We start from the raw sequence: 16,161 nt of genomic DNA, 5'->3' as shown, positions 1-16,161 counted from the left end.
CCAAAATGAACTTGCGCAGTGGTGTTTCGATTCGAGTCGAATCGGATTTCCTCGCACAAGTGACTGAACAACCATACCCGCGAAACGAACTTTGGAGTCTGCTATTTCTGCCGCCGTCTCTACCCCCGGTTCAAAAAATCGATTGCAGCGCAGTCTGGAAGATGCCTGCCACATAGCCAAACTGTGCGAAGAGTATCGCGGTAAGGATACGGTGGTACTCGATTTGACCGGTGTCACACCGATCATGGACTTCTTCGTGATCACGACCGGAACCAGTACGCGCCAGATGCATGCACTCAGTGACGAAGTCCGGGTGCAGATGAAAGCTCGTGGACACAAGCCACCCGCAACCGAAGGATACGAGCAGAGTTCCTGGATTCTGCAGGACTGGGGCGACATCGTGTTGCACTCATTTCTGCCAGAAGCGCGCGAGCTTTACGACTTGGAAGGACTTTGGGCCGACTCGAAGCGGGTTGACTGGCGAGCCGTCGTCGCGGCAGCTCCTCGTTAATTCGATGTCCCTCTGCTGATCAGTCTGGTAGGATGACTTCCTGAGCCTGTGTGACATGAGTTGGTGGGGGATTTTCCGGCGAGAATCTCCCCCGAGTGGCGACTCCCGGGGATGAGACCATGACGGCTGCTGCACCCTTCCGGATCGGATTGACTCGCGATTTTCTCAAACCCGATGGGACAATTGGCTTCGGCGATATTGGACTGTCACTGCTGGATGACGCACCGAACATCCACTGGGAATTCCTTGCCGAACATCGACCGGTTCTCGGTCCGGAGCAGATCGCTGGCCTGAACGGATTGCTGGCCCTTTCACCAAAAATCACGGCTGAGACTCTTAAGGGGGCCCGGGAGCTCAGCATCATCGCCCGGTTCGGGGTTGGCTATGACAACGTCGATGTGTCTGCCTGTATTGACGCAGGCGTCATGCTGACGATCACACCGGATGGCGTAAGGCGTCCCGTCGCGGTTTCAGCGATGACCCTGCTGCTCGCACTATCTCACAAGCTGCTGATTAAAGACCGATTGACCCGTGCCGGACAGTGGCACGACAAACTCAACCACATGGGGCAAGGTGTCAGTGGACGGACGCTGGGGGTCATTGGAGTTGGGAACATCGGCCGTGAGATTTTCCACCTCGCCGCGCCGTTCGAAATGCGTCACCTTGGTTTTGAACCCTACCTGAATGCGCCGGTGGAAGGTGTGGAACTGGTGTCGCTGGATACGCTGCTGCGAGAGTCGGACTACGTGGTTGTCTGCTGTGCATTGACTCCGGAAACGAAGCACCTGCTCAATGCAAGCCGACTTCGGTTGATGAAGCCCAATGCCTATCTCATTAATGTGGCGCGAGGACCCATCGTCGAGCAGACAGCACTGGTGCAGGCACTGACAGGTGGTCAAATCGCGGGAGCGGGACTCGACGTGTTTGATGTGGAACCCATCGCGCCAGACGACCCGCTGCTCGCACTCGATAACGTTATTCTTTCACCACATGCCATCTGCTGGACTGACGAGTGCTTCCGGAATATGGGACGCAGTGCCTGTCAGAGTCTGATCGACGTGGCCAGCGGACGAACTCCAGCGCACATCGTCAACCGCGATGTCCTGACGAGCATTGAGCTGGTCCGAAAGCTGGAACAACATCACTGCGCAGCGGCAAATTCGAGCCGGTCCTCTTAGCTTGTTCCTGAGATGGATGCATGTTGGATAAATTGGTGGCGACGCCCATGATCCGCGCCAGCGTGCCCGATCCCAAGGCGTGATGGAGTTGTCCAGCTCGGATAACCCCATCACGCCTTCGATTCATGGGGCCCCCCTGCGAGTGAGTCGCATGACGAGTTAGTCGCATGAAGAGTGCAGACGGCTTTGCTATAACGAGCGAAGGACAACGGGACTGAAACGATGAAGTCTGTTGAAGTCCTGCCGCACACCGCCAGAGGCTGATCGCACTTTTCACGAGAGAATTTTGATGCCGCGTCGAGGGTTTGACCTGCTGGTGGAATTTCTGATCCATCGACATCGGTTCCTGTTGGGCATCGCACTTCTGCTGACCGTGCTCGCCATTCGCCCGGCGAGTCGGCTGGCATTCGACCAGTCGATCGAGTCGCTCTATGCGGCGAAGAACGTCCGTTTGCAGGACTATTCCGAAGGGAAACGCTGGTTCGGAGGGGACGAGTTTGTTTTCGTCGCCTACAGCGATCCGGATCTGTTCTCTGATGACGCGCAGTCGCGCTTGGAGGAACTGGCGAACCGTCTTGAACAGGTTCCCGGTGTTGTAGAGGGGAGCGTTCAAAGTCTCGATCGCACTCTCGCGATGGAGCGGCTTCCGTTCCTGAAGCACAGGCGTGAAGAACTGCTTGACTTCAGCAGGGGAATCTTGCTCGGAGATGACAATCAGACGACTGCGGTCGCGGTCAGATTACTCGAACCGAGCCAATCTCCTGTAACCCGGGATGAGTCCCTCGCACAGATTCAGAAAATTGCGAATGAACAGTCGCTGCCGACGTATGTCGTTGGTGAGCCGGTTCTGGTCCATGACATGTTCCGCTACGCCCAGGAAGATGGAGAGTGGATGGGTTGGGCCGCGTCTGTATTGCTCATCCTCGTAATTCTGTTTTTCCTTCGCAGCCTTCGGTCAATTATCCTGCCTTTCGTCATCGTGCAGTGTGCCATCCTGTGGACGAAAGCGGTGCTGTTCCAGAGTGGTATGCAGTTGAGCATGGTCAGCTCGATCCTGGGGTCTCTCGTCACCATTGTCGGCGTCTCGACAGTTGTTTACATGTCGCTTTACTATCGGAAAATGCGCGAGCAGGCGGATCGAGTGAACGCGTTTCGGCAGACGCTCCACGTCATTGGAATGGACATTTTCTGGGTTTGTCTGACGACGGCCGTGGGCTTCGGCGCCCAATTATCCAGTCGGCTGCACCCGGTCCGTTCGTTTGGCCTGACAATGGTGATTGGTTCGTTGTTCGTGCTGGTGGCCATGATCCTTGTTCTGCCCGCTGGTTTTCTGCTGGGGGCCGAGGGAGGAACGCTCCGCAAACCTCGTGGCGATCGTCAGATGAACCAATCTCTTGAGGGGCTTGCCAAATGGGTTCTGCTGCATCCCTATCATGTCTGGATCACATGCGCAATTCTCATGGCGTGGGGCGTGATGGGACTGTTCCGGCTGAAGATCGAAACCGACTTCAGCAAGAATTTTCGAGCGACAAGTCCCGTGGTTCGTGGTCTGGATTTTATTGAGACACGGTTAGGAGGAACCGGTGCCTGGGAAGTCAATTTTCCTGCACCTGATTCCCTGAACGATGAGCACCTTGAGAAGGTCGCTCGACTGGCACAGTCGCTACGTGAAATTCCGGGAGAGAATGGTCCTGCTCTGACTAAAGTTCTGGCGGTGACGGATGGTCTGGAGTTAATTCCCACGATTCCCTTGCTCGCTGGAACAACCGAGGCGAAAGCCAATCACTTGAACCGAGTACAACCGGAATTTATTCCCAGTTTGTACAACGCCGAAGCAGGGCGAATGCGGATCATGCTGCGTGCGTACGAACGTCAATCATCGGAAGCAAAGCAACAACTGATCGAACGAGTCAAAACGCTCGCGCAGACGGAATTTCCTGAGGCGAAAGTGACCGGGCTGTTCGTGCTGCTGACGTTTCTGATTGAAAGTCTGCTGGCAGATCAATGGACTGATATCATGCTGGGGGGATCCTGCCTGATTGCCGTGATGTCGGTGGCCTATCGCAGTCTCTGGATGGGCTTTGTTTCACTTGTCCCCAACATCATTCCCATTGTGCTCCTGTTGGGGGGGATGGGATGGCTGGGTTTCCCGGTGAATATCGGAACGGCAATGATTTCCAGCGATACGATGGGACTGACGATCCATGACAGCATTTTCTACCTCTCCGCATTTCTGCGTGCCCGTCGGTCGGGGCTTGATTTTCCGACATCACTCCATCACGTTCAATCCGAAGTGCGCCAACCGCTCCTCTATTCGAACATTGCATTGATTGTTGGCTTCCTCGTTCTGGCAACGTCTCACTTTGTCCCTCTGATTTACTTTGGTGTGATTGTCAGTGTTGCCATTGCAGGAGGGCTTGCCGTCAATCTGCTCCTGTTGCCACTCTTACTGCAATTGGGAGAGCGCTTCGAGAAGACCGCTCCCGAGGCAGATGAGCCGAGTCCCGCTTCCAGTTTGTAACCAATGCCCTGCTGATACGCGTAGTGAGGCGATTCATTCCTGATCTCTGGTCGCGGCGAGTGTGTCCGGTGCGCGGCTGCCCTGGTTTTGGTCCATCCGGTTTTCGTGCCTGTCGATTCTGAGGCTACGCGGCCAATGATGTGATCCCTGATGCGGATTAGACTAACCCGTTCCCGAAAATGAGCTGTCAAAGGAGCTTTTCTGGTGGATAACAGCCTGGCGACACGAGTGGCGGTAGTGATCGTTCTGACAATTCAGGCGGGGCTGATCGCCGACGACTGGCCACATTGGCGCGGTCCCTATCGGAATGGGCATCTCAATGAGAAGTCAGGATGGAACGGTCAGACCTGGCTTGCCGACAAGCCTGACTGGACCCTGGAAGTCGGGGAGGGAGCCAGTTCGCCGCTGGTGGTCGGTCCGTCTGTTTTCGCGCTGGGCTGGGCCGAAGGGAACGACACGCTGCGATGTCTGGACGCCGCCACTGGAAAAACGGTCTGGTCTGTCGCACGCCCTGCCCCGCAATGGGGGCGTTTTCACGACGGTGATGAGGGAATGTATTCGGGGGCCTGTTCCACTCCCGAATATGATTCGGAGACAAAGTTTATTTATACGTTGGGAGTTGACGGAGATCTGATCTGCCGTGACACCCGAAACAGTGGAAAAACGGTGTGGGAGATTAACCTCTACGAGACTTACCACGTCAAGAAAAGGCCTCGGCTGACGCGTGCTCCTCAGCGCGACTACGGTTATACATCAAGCCCGCTCGTGCATGGTGACTGGTTGCTGGTCGAAGTCGGTGCCGACTCGGGATGCCTCAAAGCCTTCGACAAGCGAACCGGACAGCTCATCTGGTCCTCGGAGTGCGTCGACCCCGCTGGGCACAACGGCGGGCCGGTGCTGATCACTGTCGAATCCGTTCCTTGCGTGGGGCTGTTCACCGTCAATGGACTGGTCGTCATCCGCCTGGACGAGGGGCACGAAGGAAAAACTGTCGGAACTTATCCCTGGATTACTGACTTCGCGAATAACGTCGCTTCACTGGCGGTTTACGAAGATAATTTGCTGATTACCTCGCAGTACAATCACAAGTCGATCTGTCGATTGAAGGTTACCCTCAGCGGGATCGAAAAAGTCTGGGAAGCGGACTATTCCTCAAAAGTTTGCACCCCAATTATTCACAAGGGCTTTGTCTACTTTACGTGGCAACGTCTGCGATGCCTGGACTGGGAGACGGGCGAGCAGAAATGGGAAGGGGGGAGCTTCAGTGATCCCGGTTCCTGTATTGTCACCAGTGATGACCGCCTGATTGTCTATGGTTTCAACGGCAGGCTGGCTCTCGTCGAAACGGCGGTTCGATCGCCTGAAGAGTATGTCGAACTTTCGGTTCAGGAGCGACTTTTCCGAACTGAGGCCTGGCCCCACGTTGTCATGTCCGGCGGCCGCATCTTTTGCCGTGACCGCCTCGGAAATCTCGCCTGTTTCCGCGTCGTCGATTGAGGGGGCTCTACACGGCAGGACAGATCCGCAGTGACGACACCGGCCTGCGACCCGGTTCAACAGTGTCGAATTGTTGATTCTTTACGCCAGGATTTCACTGATAGGGACACCCCCTTGCGAGATTTCGACGGGGCGGTTTGTGTGATCGGGAACTCTTCGTTCGGGGTCAATCCCCAGGGTCTGGTAGATCGTCGCAATCAGATCGGCGGGGCGGACGGGTTTATCTTTCACGTAGGCCGCCTGAGAGTCAGAAGAACCATGGATGGTTCCCCCCTTGATGCCAGCTCCCGCAAGCAGGGATCCGAAGCAGTTCGTCCAGTGATCGCGCCCGGCATTACCATTGATTCGAGGAGTGCGACCCATTTCGCTGGTGATCACGACCAGCGTTTCGTCCATCAGTCCGCTGGACTGCAGATCCTGCATTAAGGCGGAAACCGTCTGATCAAATCCGGGTAATTTATTCTGCTTCAGGATATTGAAGTTGTTGGTGTGTGTGTCCCAGGCATCGTAATCAACATTGACGGGACCCCAGTACAAGTCCCAGGTGACGTTGACGAAACGGACACCGGCTTGAATCAGCCTGCGGGCGATGAGGGTCGAATTTCCGAAAAGGGTTCGCCCATAGCGTTCGACAATTCGGGGGTCTTCCTGTGTCAGGTCGAACGCCCGTCGCATCTTCGATGACGTCAGGATATCGAACGCCTGCTGCTGATTCCGCTGAAAGGTAGAGGCAGTGAGGATCTGTTCCGCTCGCCATCGTTCCTCGTCAATCTGATTCAGTAGCGACCGCCGTTGATTCAAACGATCAATGGTCATTCCCTCCTGGAGCGAAGTGCTGGGCAGGAGGGGTTCGCCTCGAACAATCTGTGGATTCCCTGGAAGCGGGTCAAAAGAGGTCTTGTCGTAATAGGGCTGACATTCGGTCGTCAGCGCGTCGTAACGCTTGCCCAGGAATCCGCCGTACGGTCCAGCACGGCGAAATGCCTGACCCCAGCCGAGCCAATTCGGCATGTAGACGTACTGGGGCAATTCCGCCTGTTCACCGCTTAGATATTGCAGCACGGATCCGAGACTGGGGGGATCGGTTTCGCGCGGGTGCTGGTCAGGAGGGAGCATGTCGTAACCGGTAAAACAGGGAAGGCAGTTGTGACAACCCGCCTTGTGATTCACCGACCGGATAAACGCAAACTGGTGAGCCCACTGAGCGAACTGCGGCAGGTGCTCGCAAACATTGATTCCCGGCACCGACGTGGGAATCGGCTTGAATTCCCCCCGGACCTCGGCGGGGGCATCCGGCTTCAGGTCGTACATGTCCTGTGTTGCAGCGCCACCCAGCAGGAAAATGAAAATGACGTTCTTCGCTTTGGCGTCGTGTACCAGGCCTGCATCTTCGGCAGCCAGAATCTGTGGAAGTCCGAAACCACCTAATGCGGAAAGTGCCCCGGCTTTCAGGGTCTGCCGACGTGTAATACCATCACAACAACGACGCGGACTTCCAAGCAGATTCAGCATGGGGATCTCGCCGCAAGAGGGACCGATCTGTACGCATCAATAGATTTTGATTATACTTCTTTTGCGGGGTTCATCCAGTGAATTCGCATCGAACCTTGCGCGGTTGGGGCCAGGGAGTTCTTCCCGAAAGTCGATGAAGAGTGGGGATTTAAGAGCAAGACAGCCCAATTACGATAAAATAATCAGAATAGAGAAACTCCCGCAGCACTTCAGCGGCGAGCAACTTGAACTTTCAGCAAGACAACAAGCAATATGCCCAATTCGCCTCGTTCTCGCTGTAATGGCCCGAAACCCACGCGGCGCGAAATTCTCCGCATGGGATTAACCGGTTTTGCTGGCCTGACCCTGAGCGACATTCTCAGGCTTCAGTCGACCGCCGCTGAACCTGCAACGACGTCGACCTCGGGGGATCGTCCGGCCATTATTCTGGTCTGGCTGCGCGGCGGGGCCAGTCACCTGGAAACGTTTGATTGCAAACCCGAAGCATCGCTCGATTATCGCGGACCGTTCCAACCGATTTCGACGAACGTTCCGGGGATCGAAATCGGGGAACACCTCCCACTGCTTTCGCAAATTGCTGACCGATACACACTGCTGCGATCGGTGGCCCATACGGGAGGTGGACATCCCGCAGGTTCACTTCAGGTGCTGGCCGGTGACACAGATCCCCAGGACAAACTTGTTCCGATTCTGCCCGACTGGATGACCGTCGCCAGCAGTTTTCTCTCCGATCCCAAGCGGGGGATTCCAAATTACGTTGCTGTCAATCCGATTGACAATTACGACAACTTTACGATTGCAGGACCGACGTATCTCGGCCCTTCGCGGGAAGCATTCAAGGTCCTCGGCGATCCCAACGCCCCCGATTTCCGAGTCCCCAATATCGGCATGCGGGATGAGAGCGCTTTGCACGTGTTGAATTCGCGTTCATCGCTGAAAGCGAATCTTGATCGCATGCTGCGGCGGGTCGATCAGTCCGGTGTGATGGACGCCATCGATAAGTTTGATGAACAGGCCATCAATCTTTTGACGAACCCCGCAGCGAGGACGGCGTTTGATCTTTCGCTCGAACCCGACTCGGTGCGAGACCGCTATGGTCGCAACCAGTGGGGACAGCAATGCCTGATGGCACGACGTCTGGTGGAAGCGGGGGTGGATATCGTGGCGACCGAGTTTGACGGCCCTCTGTGCGGGCGCGTTCAGAACTGGGACGATCACGCCGTCAACCAGCATGTCTTCGATGCATTGAGTTTCCGTCTACCGACATTGGATCAGGCTGTCTCGGCTCTGATTGAAGATGTCTACGCTCGCGGGCTCGATCGCCGTGTGATGGTGATCGTGACCGGCGAGTTTGGTCGGACACCGCGGATCTCGTATGTCGCCAGCAGCGGCGGAGGTGTGGCGAGTGCTCCTGCGGGAACGGTTCAACCGGGGCGTGATCACTGGCCGAATGCCAACTCGATGCTGTTCGCGGGTGGCGGAATTCGCACGGGGCAGATCATCGGAGCAACGGACGCGCGAGGTGAAAATCCAGTTTCACGTCGAGTCAGTCCTGCCGACTTTCTGGCTACGATCTATCGACACCTGGGGATCGATTACAAGCACGCATCGATTCTCAACTTTGCTGGTCGTCCGGTTCCGATTGTCGAGAACGGAGAAGCAATTCCCGAACTGACTCGAGCATAAAGTCCGATGGAACGACGTTTCGCGTTCAGGGCCAGTGCTTTGCCGCGTCCAGTCGCAGGGCACGAATGGCGAGTGAGAACCATTCGATTTGAGGGCTCAGTCGCGGGCTGGGTCTGACGGATGTCATCACTTCAGCCTCGCCGCACTGAGGCGGCGGGTAACGCGTGCGAAGTTTAGCCGACGGTTACCAGGGAACTTCCATCAGGTTGACGATTTTACGAGCCATGGAATTCAGATTGTCTTCCATGGCTGTGGCGAGAGATTGCCCCAATTCGGGAGAGAACTCGGCCTGACCCGTCAGCGGAATAAGCTCGGGCGTGAGCGGCAATTCCTGCTCAGCGATCAGCTCGCCTGTTCGCAAATCTTCCCAGCGAACCTGAACCATCAGCGTGATTTGCAGTTCGCGAGGGTCGTCTTGAGCTGTTTCCCCGAGGACATCTTTTCGAAATCCAACGATCTTGCCGGTCAATCGCGTATCGGCATTTCGACCTTTCGATAGTCGATAATGCGAACGTTTTGTGATTTCCTTTTGGACCGCTTCCGTCAGTTGATACTCGATCCCCCGCCGATTCGTGGTGTTTTCGAAAATCGGGACTGCAACCGACTTGATGTCGGTTCGAAAGTCATTGCCGACCGTGTAACCACAGCCGGACACCAACACTGCCAGCACCACGCTCAACCGGTACCAGTTGCGTGAAGTCACGCGGACACCGCATCTCCGCTCGCCATCCAAATGATGAGCGTCTGACCGGGAAGCCTGTTCGCGAACAACGATCATCCCAGCCGGATGTGGGGCCATCCAGGTACTGCGGGGCGGAATGGTTGGTTCGTTATTCATCGCTGGATTTCACGATTTCTAGAGGCGTGCTCGCCCAGGCTTATTCGGTTCCATTTCACGTGCTTCCGATTCAGATCCCGGAGGCAATCTGTCGGGCGTCTGGTCATCGTCCCCCCAGCTGTTTCTGCGTCGAGGCGGATTCACCGGCTCTTCGGCTGGAGCTTCTTCCTCGTACATTTCTTCGTCTTCAACGACTTCGTCCTCCGCCTCTTCTTCGGATGTTTCCGAAAAGCGTTTCGGAGCCGTACCAGTCGACTTTGCCGTCTTGCTGCGTGGCCCACCGACAAGTGGATAGTTCTTCAGGCGATATGTGAAATTTTTAGGGACAATATTGTCAAAGACCGTGGTCTTCTTCTGATCGATGGGCGACAGGAACGCGGCGCCACTGGCGTATTCAGGTCCAAGTTCGACGAGTTTGGCGCGAGCGAGTTTCGCGTACTGAGAATTGGGGAATTTATCGATCACCTGATGGCAATAAATCGCTGCGGCTTTCTTGTTTCCTTTACGCAACCAGAACTTGGCCTGTGACCAGTCAATGAGTGCCTTGGCATCTTCGATTCGTGCCAGTTCGCTCTGAATCCGGTCTTTCTCAGGCAGATTCGGATACAGTCTGACCGTTGCCTCTTTGAGCTTCTGAGCTTCTTCCAGGGTGCGTGTTTCGTAGTCGGGGCCCTGGTAGGACATCAGCTTGACGTGGGAGCCCAGAAGGAATGCGTTCTGCACGTGCGGACTGTTAGGGAACGTCTCACGCAACATCTGAAAGTAGCGATCCGCTTCGATATAGTTTCCTTTTCTCGCGTGGTAACTGGCGACCAGCATCATGGCGTCGTCAGCCAGCGGCCCGGTCGGATCATTCATCCAGACGGCGGAAAGTGCGGCCACACCGTTTCCGGGTGTGTCGAACAACGGTTCTTTCTTGTTCGTCAGATTAGGGACAAAGACGAATCGAGATTTCGCCGTGTGCGGCTTTTCCTCGGAGGGGAGTTTCTTGTTCGGGTCTTCGAAATTGACCTGTTCGATTTCATCGAGTTTTGCCACTTCCGGAAAGTCGAGCCAGAGGCGGCCGACTTTGAACATTCGCTCGCTCACCACATTCAGGTGGCGCGTCGAAGGATATTCTTTCAGCAGGACGGCGTAGATGTCGTGAGCACGGGAGTAGTTGTCGAGTTGCCAGGCCGCCTCGGCCTCCATAAACAGGGCATCTTCGCGAATTTCGCTCTTCTTGAATTTCTTGCCAACCTTCTTGAACGCCTTTTGGGCTTCAAGGAACTTCTCTTCTTTATAGAGTTCAGTGGCGGCCAGGTATTCTTCGGTACCCGCGATCGGCTTCAGCGACTTGCCGGAAAGTGACAGCTCCTCTTCGTCGCTCTCTTCTTTCTGTCTGCGGAAGACATTGCGTAGAGCTCGTTCTGTCGGCCCCTGGACGCGGTCGATGTTCGGATACGTTTCTTTCAGCAGCGCCGATTTTTCCCATGGGGTAGCGCAGCCTGAAATCAGTACGAACAACACGACTCCACAGACCCATGGTCTGCGTGTGCTTAAGATCCGGCGATAGATGGTTGTGTTGTCCATGGTCGTCCATGACCGAGACGCAGCCGGTCGGCTGGTTGAGTGCTCGCTGTATTAGTGGTCGAGGTATTTCAACATTTTTGGCCGTTTGCCCATGACGTGGCAGATGGCTGACGTCGTAATCCGTTTCAGTTCTTTGAGCTGAGCCGGTGTCAGATTCAGTCGCTTCCAGTCGGTTTCACTCTCACTCGACAGCAGCCGCATTGCAGCGGCGGCACCTGCGTGAACAGCGATTTGTGTGTATCCCTCTCTTTGACAATCCGGACAGATGAGTCCCCCTTCCGAGACCCAGTACCCAAACGTTCTGCCGGCTGTCAGTTCCGCGCCGCATGCGACACAGTTTTCCAGATCTGGCAGTTGCCCAATTTCTCGCAGTAAAACAAGTTCAAAACGGATCACACCGAGCAACATGGTTTCTGAATTCTGAAACAGATTCAGAGCATCTTGCGCGGCGGAATATAAAACAGGATGTGGATCGTAATCTTCAGTGAGTGCTAACAGGATTTCAGCCAGGTAATAGCCAGCGTAAAGGCAGGCTAAATCACGTTCTTGAGGGTGGAACCGCGTAACGAGTTTGGCTTCAGTGAGGAGATCTAAACCAGACGTGTTCTTGCGGAGGAAGACTATCTGACATGTCGAGAGAAGGTCAAGAGCGGATTCAAACGGCCCTTTCAGCCTTCGCCCCCCTTTCGCCAACGCCGATATCTTGCCAAAGTCACGCGTAAAAATGACGACGATCCGGCTGGATTCGCTGTAGTCTGTGACCCGTAACAGTAGTCCCTCTGACTTTTCGCTCGACATCGGTCCGCGTTCTTCTCTCAAGTGGTCCGTCAATTTGTGAGATCAGTTTCGATGCGAGAACGATTCACCATTGAGATCGGCGCGAACATCGGTGGCGGGGATCCCTACGACCGGAAGTGGTTCACGAGCCGGTCTCGCTTCATCGTCGACTGCCACAGTATCGATGGGTACACCGTCCACCTGTTGCCGCAACAGTAGATAGCTGATCGTTGCTGCAGACCAGAAAAAACTGCTGCCGACGGCACCGACTGCCAGGCGAAGCAGGAACGAGAGTGGCGAGAAGAGCGCAGAGGTGGCTCGCTCATTGCCGCTACCCCAGGCGGCGCTCGACAGGGCACACCAGATTGTCGTGTCCGCGAACAGATGGGCGAGCGACATCAATACGGTGCCTGCTCCGAAACTGACTGCGATGAAACTTAAGACGTACCAGGGTTTTGAAGTCATTCCACTGTAGGCTCGACTCAACGCACCGAAGCTGTCGCAGTCATCCGTCGCCACAGCAGCGACCATCAGGGGCCAGCCTACAGTGGTCACGAGCAGCAGAAATGCCATTGCGCCAGCCAGAATGAGAATGAAGGGTGAACTCAGCAACAGCCAGGCCTGACCAACCCAAGGAAGCCGCCCAATCAGTCCGATGATTGCGATGAGAAGCCCGGCAATGAGCGTCGCGAACAGCGGCGTAAGGGGGGCCATGATCGCCGAATACCACCGTCGCACGCTGTATTGAAGAGCCAACTGGATGGAAGATTCGCGGTGGCCGCCGAACAGGATCGCAGCGCGACGACAGATCACGGTACCCGCCAGTGACCACAAGCCGATGGCGAAAGCGAACGAAAACAGAGCCTTTGTCCGATAGCCCCAACTCACATCAGAAGAGAGTATGGTTCTGGCAGGATGAAAGACGCTCGTCCAGGGCCACAGGAATGACTGCAGCGTGAAAGCACGGGCAACGATCTGAGACCTGTTCGGCAGGGCGACATGGGATTCGATCAATTCACCCGTGCTGGTCTGCTGGACTGTGATGGGTGGGACATTGACCGAATCAGCAGTTCTGACAACGTCTCCCGCCAGCCAGTGAGCGACGAAAAAAAGAAACGTCGCCGCCATCGAGATTGCGATTGAACCCGGCGACAGGGCGATGCGCGCTGCCTGCAGCAGTTGGAATGCGCGCATTTGCCGCAGGAAAGGGTATCGACCGACAGAAACGTCACGAGGCATTCTTATTCCCTTAATCACTCGGGGGATGATTTCTGGCCCGAGACTGCCTTCCTTTTGCAATCTTGATCACGACAGCCGCTGAACGTTTCTGACTCGAGTCGATTCCAGGTGAAGTATGGTCTTCTTCTGCTCGTCTGGCTCCCGAGAGAAACGTTAAGCGGCTTTCTTCAGCATCTGGGTGAAATAGTCAAGTACCCCCTGGGCATCGACTTCCGTCAGGGCGTCCACGTTGTTGTGCCAGGCGGGTCGGTGCCGGCGATCAAAAATTGTCATTCCCCGGGTCAGTTGCCCTTCGGTTTCGACATCGACGGACAATGTGGCTCGCTTGAAAAGCCGGGGTTGCGAGATTGCGGACAGTGCCGTGATCTCGGGTAACCAGACACCTTCTACTCCAAGATATTGACGGTGAGCCCGCATCGAGAAGGGAAGGAGATGACGCAGGAAGGCACCGTAACGATTCGATTCCGACAGATTGAGTCGGTCCAGTTGATCGAAGGTCAGCATCGCCCGGTGACTGACGTCGCGGGGGACGATCAGCTTCATTGTTGGCGATTTCAGGACCACCTTGGCCGCCTCGGGATGATGGAACACATTAAATTCGGCGACCGCGGTGACGTCTCCTTCGCTGGTGACGGTCCCGGCCAGGCAAACCAGACTTCGAAGACTGCCGAGAAAACTGGCGTCGCGGTCAGCTGCGAGTGCCACGTTGCTGAGCGGTCCCAGTGTCAGGAGAGTGATCTCATCGGGAAATTCCCGAGCGAGTTCCGTCATGAGCTTTGCAGCGTCGCGGGGATGATGGAGATCAGCGACAGCGACGGGAAGTTCGCCTAAGCCATCTGGTCCGTGGAGGAGCCGTTGCTGATTCAGCCATTCGGGACTGGGGTCGACGGATTCGGCTTCGAGCATCCGCTGTGCTGCTTCGGCCTGGCCGATCCGGGGCCACTTGGGCGGATCGAGAGCTTCCACAATCGCTTGCAGATTTCTGCCTGCCTGAACTGCAGAAACGGTCCCTCCGACCGCCGTCAGTGCGATGACGTCGAGATCGGGATCCGCCAATGCCAGCGCAATGGCCAGCGCATCTCCGATTCCTGGATCCGCATCAATGATGATTTTCTGTGGCATGGATCATGTCTCTTGCTATGAGGCTGGTTTGCCATTCAACTCTCGCCGTCAGACTTGCACGTCCCGAGAAAAAGGGGACTCAAGGTCCCGCGTGCAGTCGTCTGAGCACCATCGCCGCACCGACCAATTGTTGGCCCTGTGTCGCTGCCGGGGCAACGGCTCCGTTGTGCACAGATCGTAGGCCGTCGCGCTGAACCGTTCAATCCCTTGTTGTGGCTTGCGTTGAATCAAGTCATTTCATCGCCAGTGTTTGAATTCGAACCAGGAGTAACAGGTGACACACGACACACAGAGTCGTCATCACCAGGGCAGCCGAAGCGAAAAATGCGTCGGAAGGGCCGCGAAACAGGCTTATTCCCATGATAATTCCAAAGTAAACTCCAATCGTCAGCCCGAAGGCGACCGCGACGGCGCCCCACCTGACAATCAGTGCTGCGAGTGGAGCGAAGTGCGGTGGCAAAAGGAACAACAGAACGACGCACCAGCCGCCATGTTCGTTCTGTAGTAAGCTGTAGAAGTCGCTTCTTCCCGATACGGTGGTCAGCGTGACGGCCAGGAGTACCAGCGGGCCGGGAAACCATCCCAGGAGGGATCCCAAAAATTTGGAATAGACTATCCTGACAGGTGACTGAGGCAACATCAGCAGTGCGGCTAACGTCTGGCTACGAATTTCATCGTGCATGGCTTGCGCCAGGGCCATCGCAGCGTCGATCGCAATCGCCAGCGACAGGAGCATTTGGCAAAGACCAACTGCACCATTCGGGCCGAACGAAGCGTCAAGAAAATGGTCGAATCCAAAAACAATCAAGCATAGACTCAGATAGAACCCGAATCGGACGAAGATCGTGCCGATTCCTCCTGACACGAAATGAAAATCTTTCCAGACAAAGGGGTTTGGCCACGGCCGTCCGGCATTGAAATGCAAGAAGGCTCGCTGGCGTGCCACGAGTCCCCGGGATGATGCTTCGGTTGATGTGGCTAAGGAGGCGGTCCCGAACAGCAACCAGGCCAGACCAGACAGGACGAATCCCAGCAAGACGTTCGAGATGACCTGGAAGCTCCAGATCGACTGGCCGAAACCTGTGGTGAGGACTTCCCCCATTTTTAAGTAGATACACAGGTTTTCCATACTTTCCAGAAACGCCCTCCACATCGAAATCGAGGTGGTAGCGGTCACTCCCTGAATCGTACTCTTCGCCAGCTTAATGAGAATCAGCTTCGCGATGAGCGGGACCAGGAAGTAAATCGAAAGGCCGACAATCATCATCGAGCTGGCGGTTCGATTTCGAGATGCCAGAGTGGAACAGAGAAGCCCCATCCCCGCGAGAAAAACCATATAAGCGACCAGAGCCAGCGTGATGGCCTGGACTTGCAGCGTTGTCACTCCCCCCATGGTCACGGAGAGCAACATAAAGGGGTACTGTGCTGCTACAAGCAGGATTGCCTGCCAGAATCTTCCGATGGACTTGCCCGCCAGGATCCCAAGCGGACTGACACCCGCCATCAGCATCAGTCCCAGGGTATCCTCTTCTTTTTCTTCAGTAATGGATGTTGAGAAATAACTGAGTCCCAGCAACGTGATGAAGGCCAGATCCAGAAACGCGATCCCCTGAAAGAAGCGCAGACCGGGAGCCCCAAACCTGTTCTGCGTTGACAACGCAAAACAGAGAGAAACATAGATTGATCCCACCAACCCCAAACGACACAG

12 protein-coding genes are annotated in these 16,161 nt (G+C 55.7%); 5 read left to right on the top strand and 7 right to left on the bottom strand.

Annotated elements, in window-relative coordinates:
- Positions 1 to 91 precede the first annotated feature (91 nt).
- From rsfS to VGE80_RS02335, 4 genes are all read left to right on the top strand, one after another.
- Positions 92 to 511, top strand: coding sequence for a ribosome silencing factor (gene rsfS, locus VGE80_RS02350; protein ID WP_440591539.1), 420 nt, complete (start codon positions 92 to 94; stop codon positions 509 to 511).
- Positions 512 to 630: 119 nt separating this feature from the next.
- Positions 631 to 1,689 (top strand): NAD(P)-dependent oxidoreductase, encoded by a 1,059-nt coding sequence (locus VGE80_RS02345; protein ID WP_440591538.1) that lies wholly within the window; start codon positions 631 to 633, stop codon positions 1,687 to 1,689.
- A 289-nt stretch (positions 1,690 to 1,978) separates the two neighbouring features.
- Entirely contained in the window at positions 1,979 to 4,210 is a 2,232-nt protein-coding gene (locus VGE80_RS02340) for an efflux RND transporter permease subunit (protein ID WP_440591537.1), read from the top strand.
- 204 nt (positions 4,211 to 4,414) lie between these two features.
- A complete protein-coding gene (locus tag VGE80_RS02335; protein WP_440591536.1) occupies positions 4,415 to 5,707 on the top strand; it encodes an outer membrane protein assembly factor BamB family protein in 1,293 nt (430 codons plus the stop codon).
- An 81-nt stretch (positions 5,708 to 5,788) separates the two neighbouring features.
- Here VGE80_RS02335 and VGE80_RS02330 read toward each other — a convergent pair whose 3' ends face one another.
- Positions 5,789 to 7,219, bottom strand: a complete 1,431-nt coding sequence (locus VGE80_RS02330; protein WP_440591535.1) for a DUF1501 domain-containing protein — start codon at positions 7,217 to 7,219, stop codon at positions 5,789 to 5,791.
- Positions 7,220 to 7,534: 315 nt separating this feature from the next.
- Between VGE80_RS02330 and VGE80_RS02325 the strand changes: the two genes are divergently transcribed.
- Positions 7,535 to 8,905 (top strand): DUF1501 domain-containing protein, encoded by a 1,371-nt coding sequence (locus VGE80_RS02325; protein WP_440591534.1) that lies wholly within the window; start codon positions 7,535 to 7,537, stop codon positions 8,903 to 8,905.
- Positions 8,906 to 9,089: 184 nt separating this feature from the next.
- Here the strand turns inward: VGE80_RS02325 and lptE are convergent, their stop codons facing one another.
- From lptE to VGE80_RS02295, 6 genes are all read right to left on the bottom strand, one after another.
- Entirely contained in the window at positions 9,090 to 9,743 is a 654-nt protein-coding gene (gene lptE, locus VGE80_RS02320) for an LPS assembly lipoprotein LptE (RefSeq protein ID WP_440591533.1), read from the bottom strand.
- Positions 9,744 to 9,761: 18 nt separating this feature from the next.
- Positions 9,762 to 11,315 carry a tetratricopeptide repeat protein gene (locus tag VGE80_RS02315; RefSeq protein WP_440591532.1) on the bottom strand — a complete coding sequence of 518 codons (1,554 nt, stop codon included), beginning with the start codon at positions 11,313 to 11,315 and terminating at the stop codon, positions 9,762 to 9,764.
- Between the two features lie 51 nt (positions 11,316 to 11,366).
- Complete coding sequence (gene recO, locus VGE80_RS02310; RefSeq protein ID WP_373650695.1) at positions 11,367 to 12,113, bottom strand: DNA repair protein RecO; 747 nt, start codon at positions 12,111 to 12,113, stop codon at positions 11,367 to 11,369.
- A gap of 42 nt (positions 12,114 to 12,155) precedes the next feature.
- A complete protein-coding gene (locus tag VGE80_RS02305) occupies positions 12,156 to 13,331 on the bottom strand; it encodes a hypothetical protein (protein WP_440591531.1) in 1,176 nt (391 codons plus the stop codon).
- 153 nt (positions 13,332 to 13,484) lie between these two features.
- Positions 13,485 to 14,453 carry a nucleoside hydrolase gene (locus VGE80_RS02300; protein WP_397571225.1) on the bottom strand — a complete coding sequence of 323 codons (969 nt, stop codon included), beginning with the start codon at positions 14,451 to 14,453 and terminating at the stop codon, positions 13,485 to 13,487.
- A gap of 232 nt (positions 14,454 to 14,685) precedes the next feature.
- Positions 14,686 to 16,161, bottom strand: a 1,476-nt coding sequence (locus tag VGE80_RS02295; RefSeq protein WP_440591530.1) for an ABC transporter permease subunit, incomplete at its 5' end; no start/stop codon positions are given.

The organism is Schlesneria sp., assembly GCF_036405755.1.
Classification (GTDB): domain Bacteria; phylum Planctomycetota; class Planctomycetia; order Planctomycetales; family Planctomycetaceae; genus Schlesneria; species Schlesneria sphaerica.
This window is presented reverse-complemented; position numbering and strand designations above follow the sequence as displayed.

What these genes read in the sequence shown, in the direction of transcription:
- VGE80_RS02345 (WP_440591538.1), top strand. Translation starts at nt 631, where the DNA reads ATGACGGCTGCTGCACCCTTCCGGATCGGATTGACTCGCGATTTTCTC.
- VGE80_RS02340 (WP_440591537.1), top strand. Translation starts at nt 1,979, where the DNA reads ATGCCGCGTCGAGGGTTTGACCTGCTGGTGGAATTTCTGATCCATCGA.
- VGE80_RS02330 (WP_440591535.1), bottom strand. Translation starts at nt 7,219, where the DNA reads ATGCTGAATCTGCTTGGAAGTCCGCGTCGTTGTTGTGATGGTATTACA.
- VGE80_RS02325 (WP_440591534.1), top strand. Translation starts at nt 7,535, where the DNA reads ATGGGATTAACCGGTTTTGCTGGCCTGACCCTGAGCGACATTCTCAGG.
- lptE (WP_440591533.1), bottom strand. Translation starts at nt 9,743, where the DNA reads ATGAATAACGAACCAACCATTCCGCCCCGCAGTACCTGGATGGCCCCA.
- VGE80_RS02315 (WP_440591532.1), bottom strand. Translation starts at nt 11,315, where the DNA reads ATGGACAACACAACCATCTATCGCCGGATCTTAAGCACACGCAGACCA.
- recO (WP_373650695.1), bottom strand. Translation starts at nt 12,113, where the DNA reads ATGTCGAGCGAAAAGTCAGAGGGACTACTGTTACGGGTCACAGACTAC.
- VGE80_RS02305 (WP_440591531.1), bottom strand. Translation starts at nt 13,331, where the DNA reads ATGCCTCGTGACGTTTCTGTCGGTCGATACCCTTTCCTGCGGCAAATG.
- VGE80_RS02300 (WP_397571225.1), bottom strand. Translation starts at nt 14,453, where the DNA reads ATGCCACAGAAAATCATCATTGATGCGGATCCAGGAATCGGAGATGCG.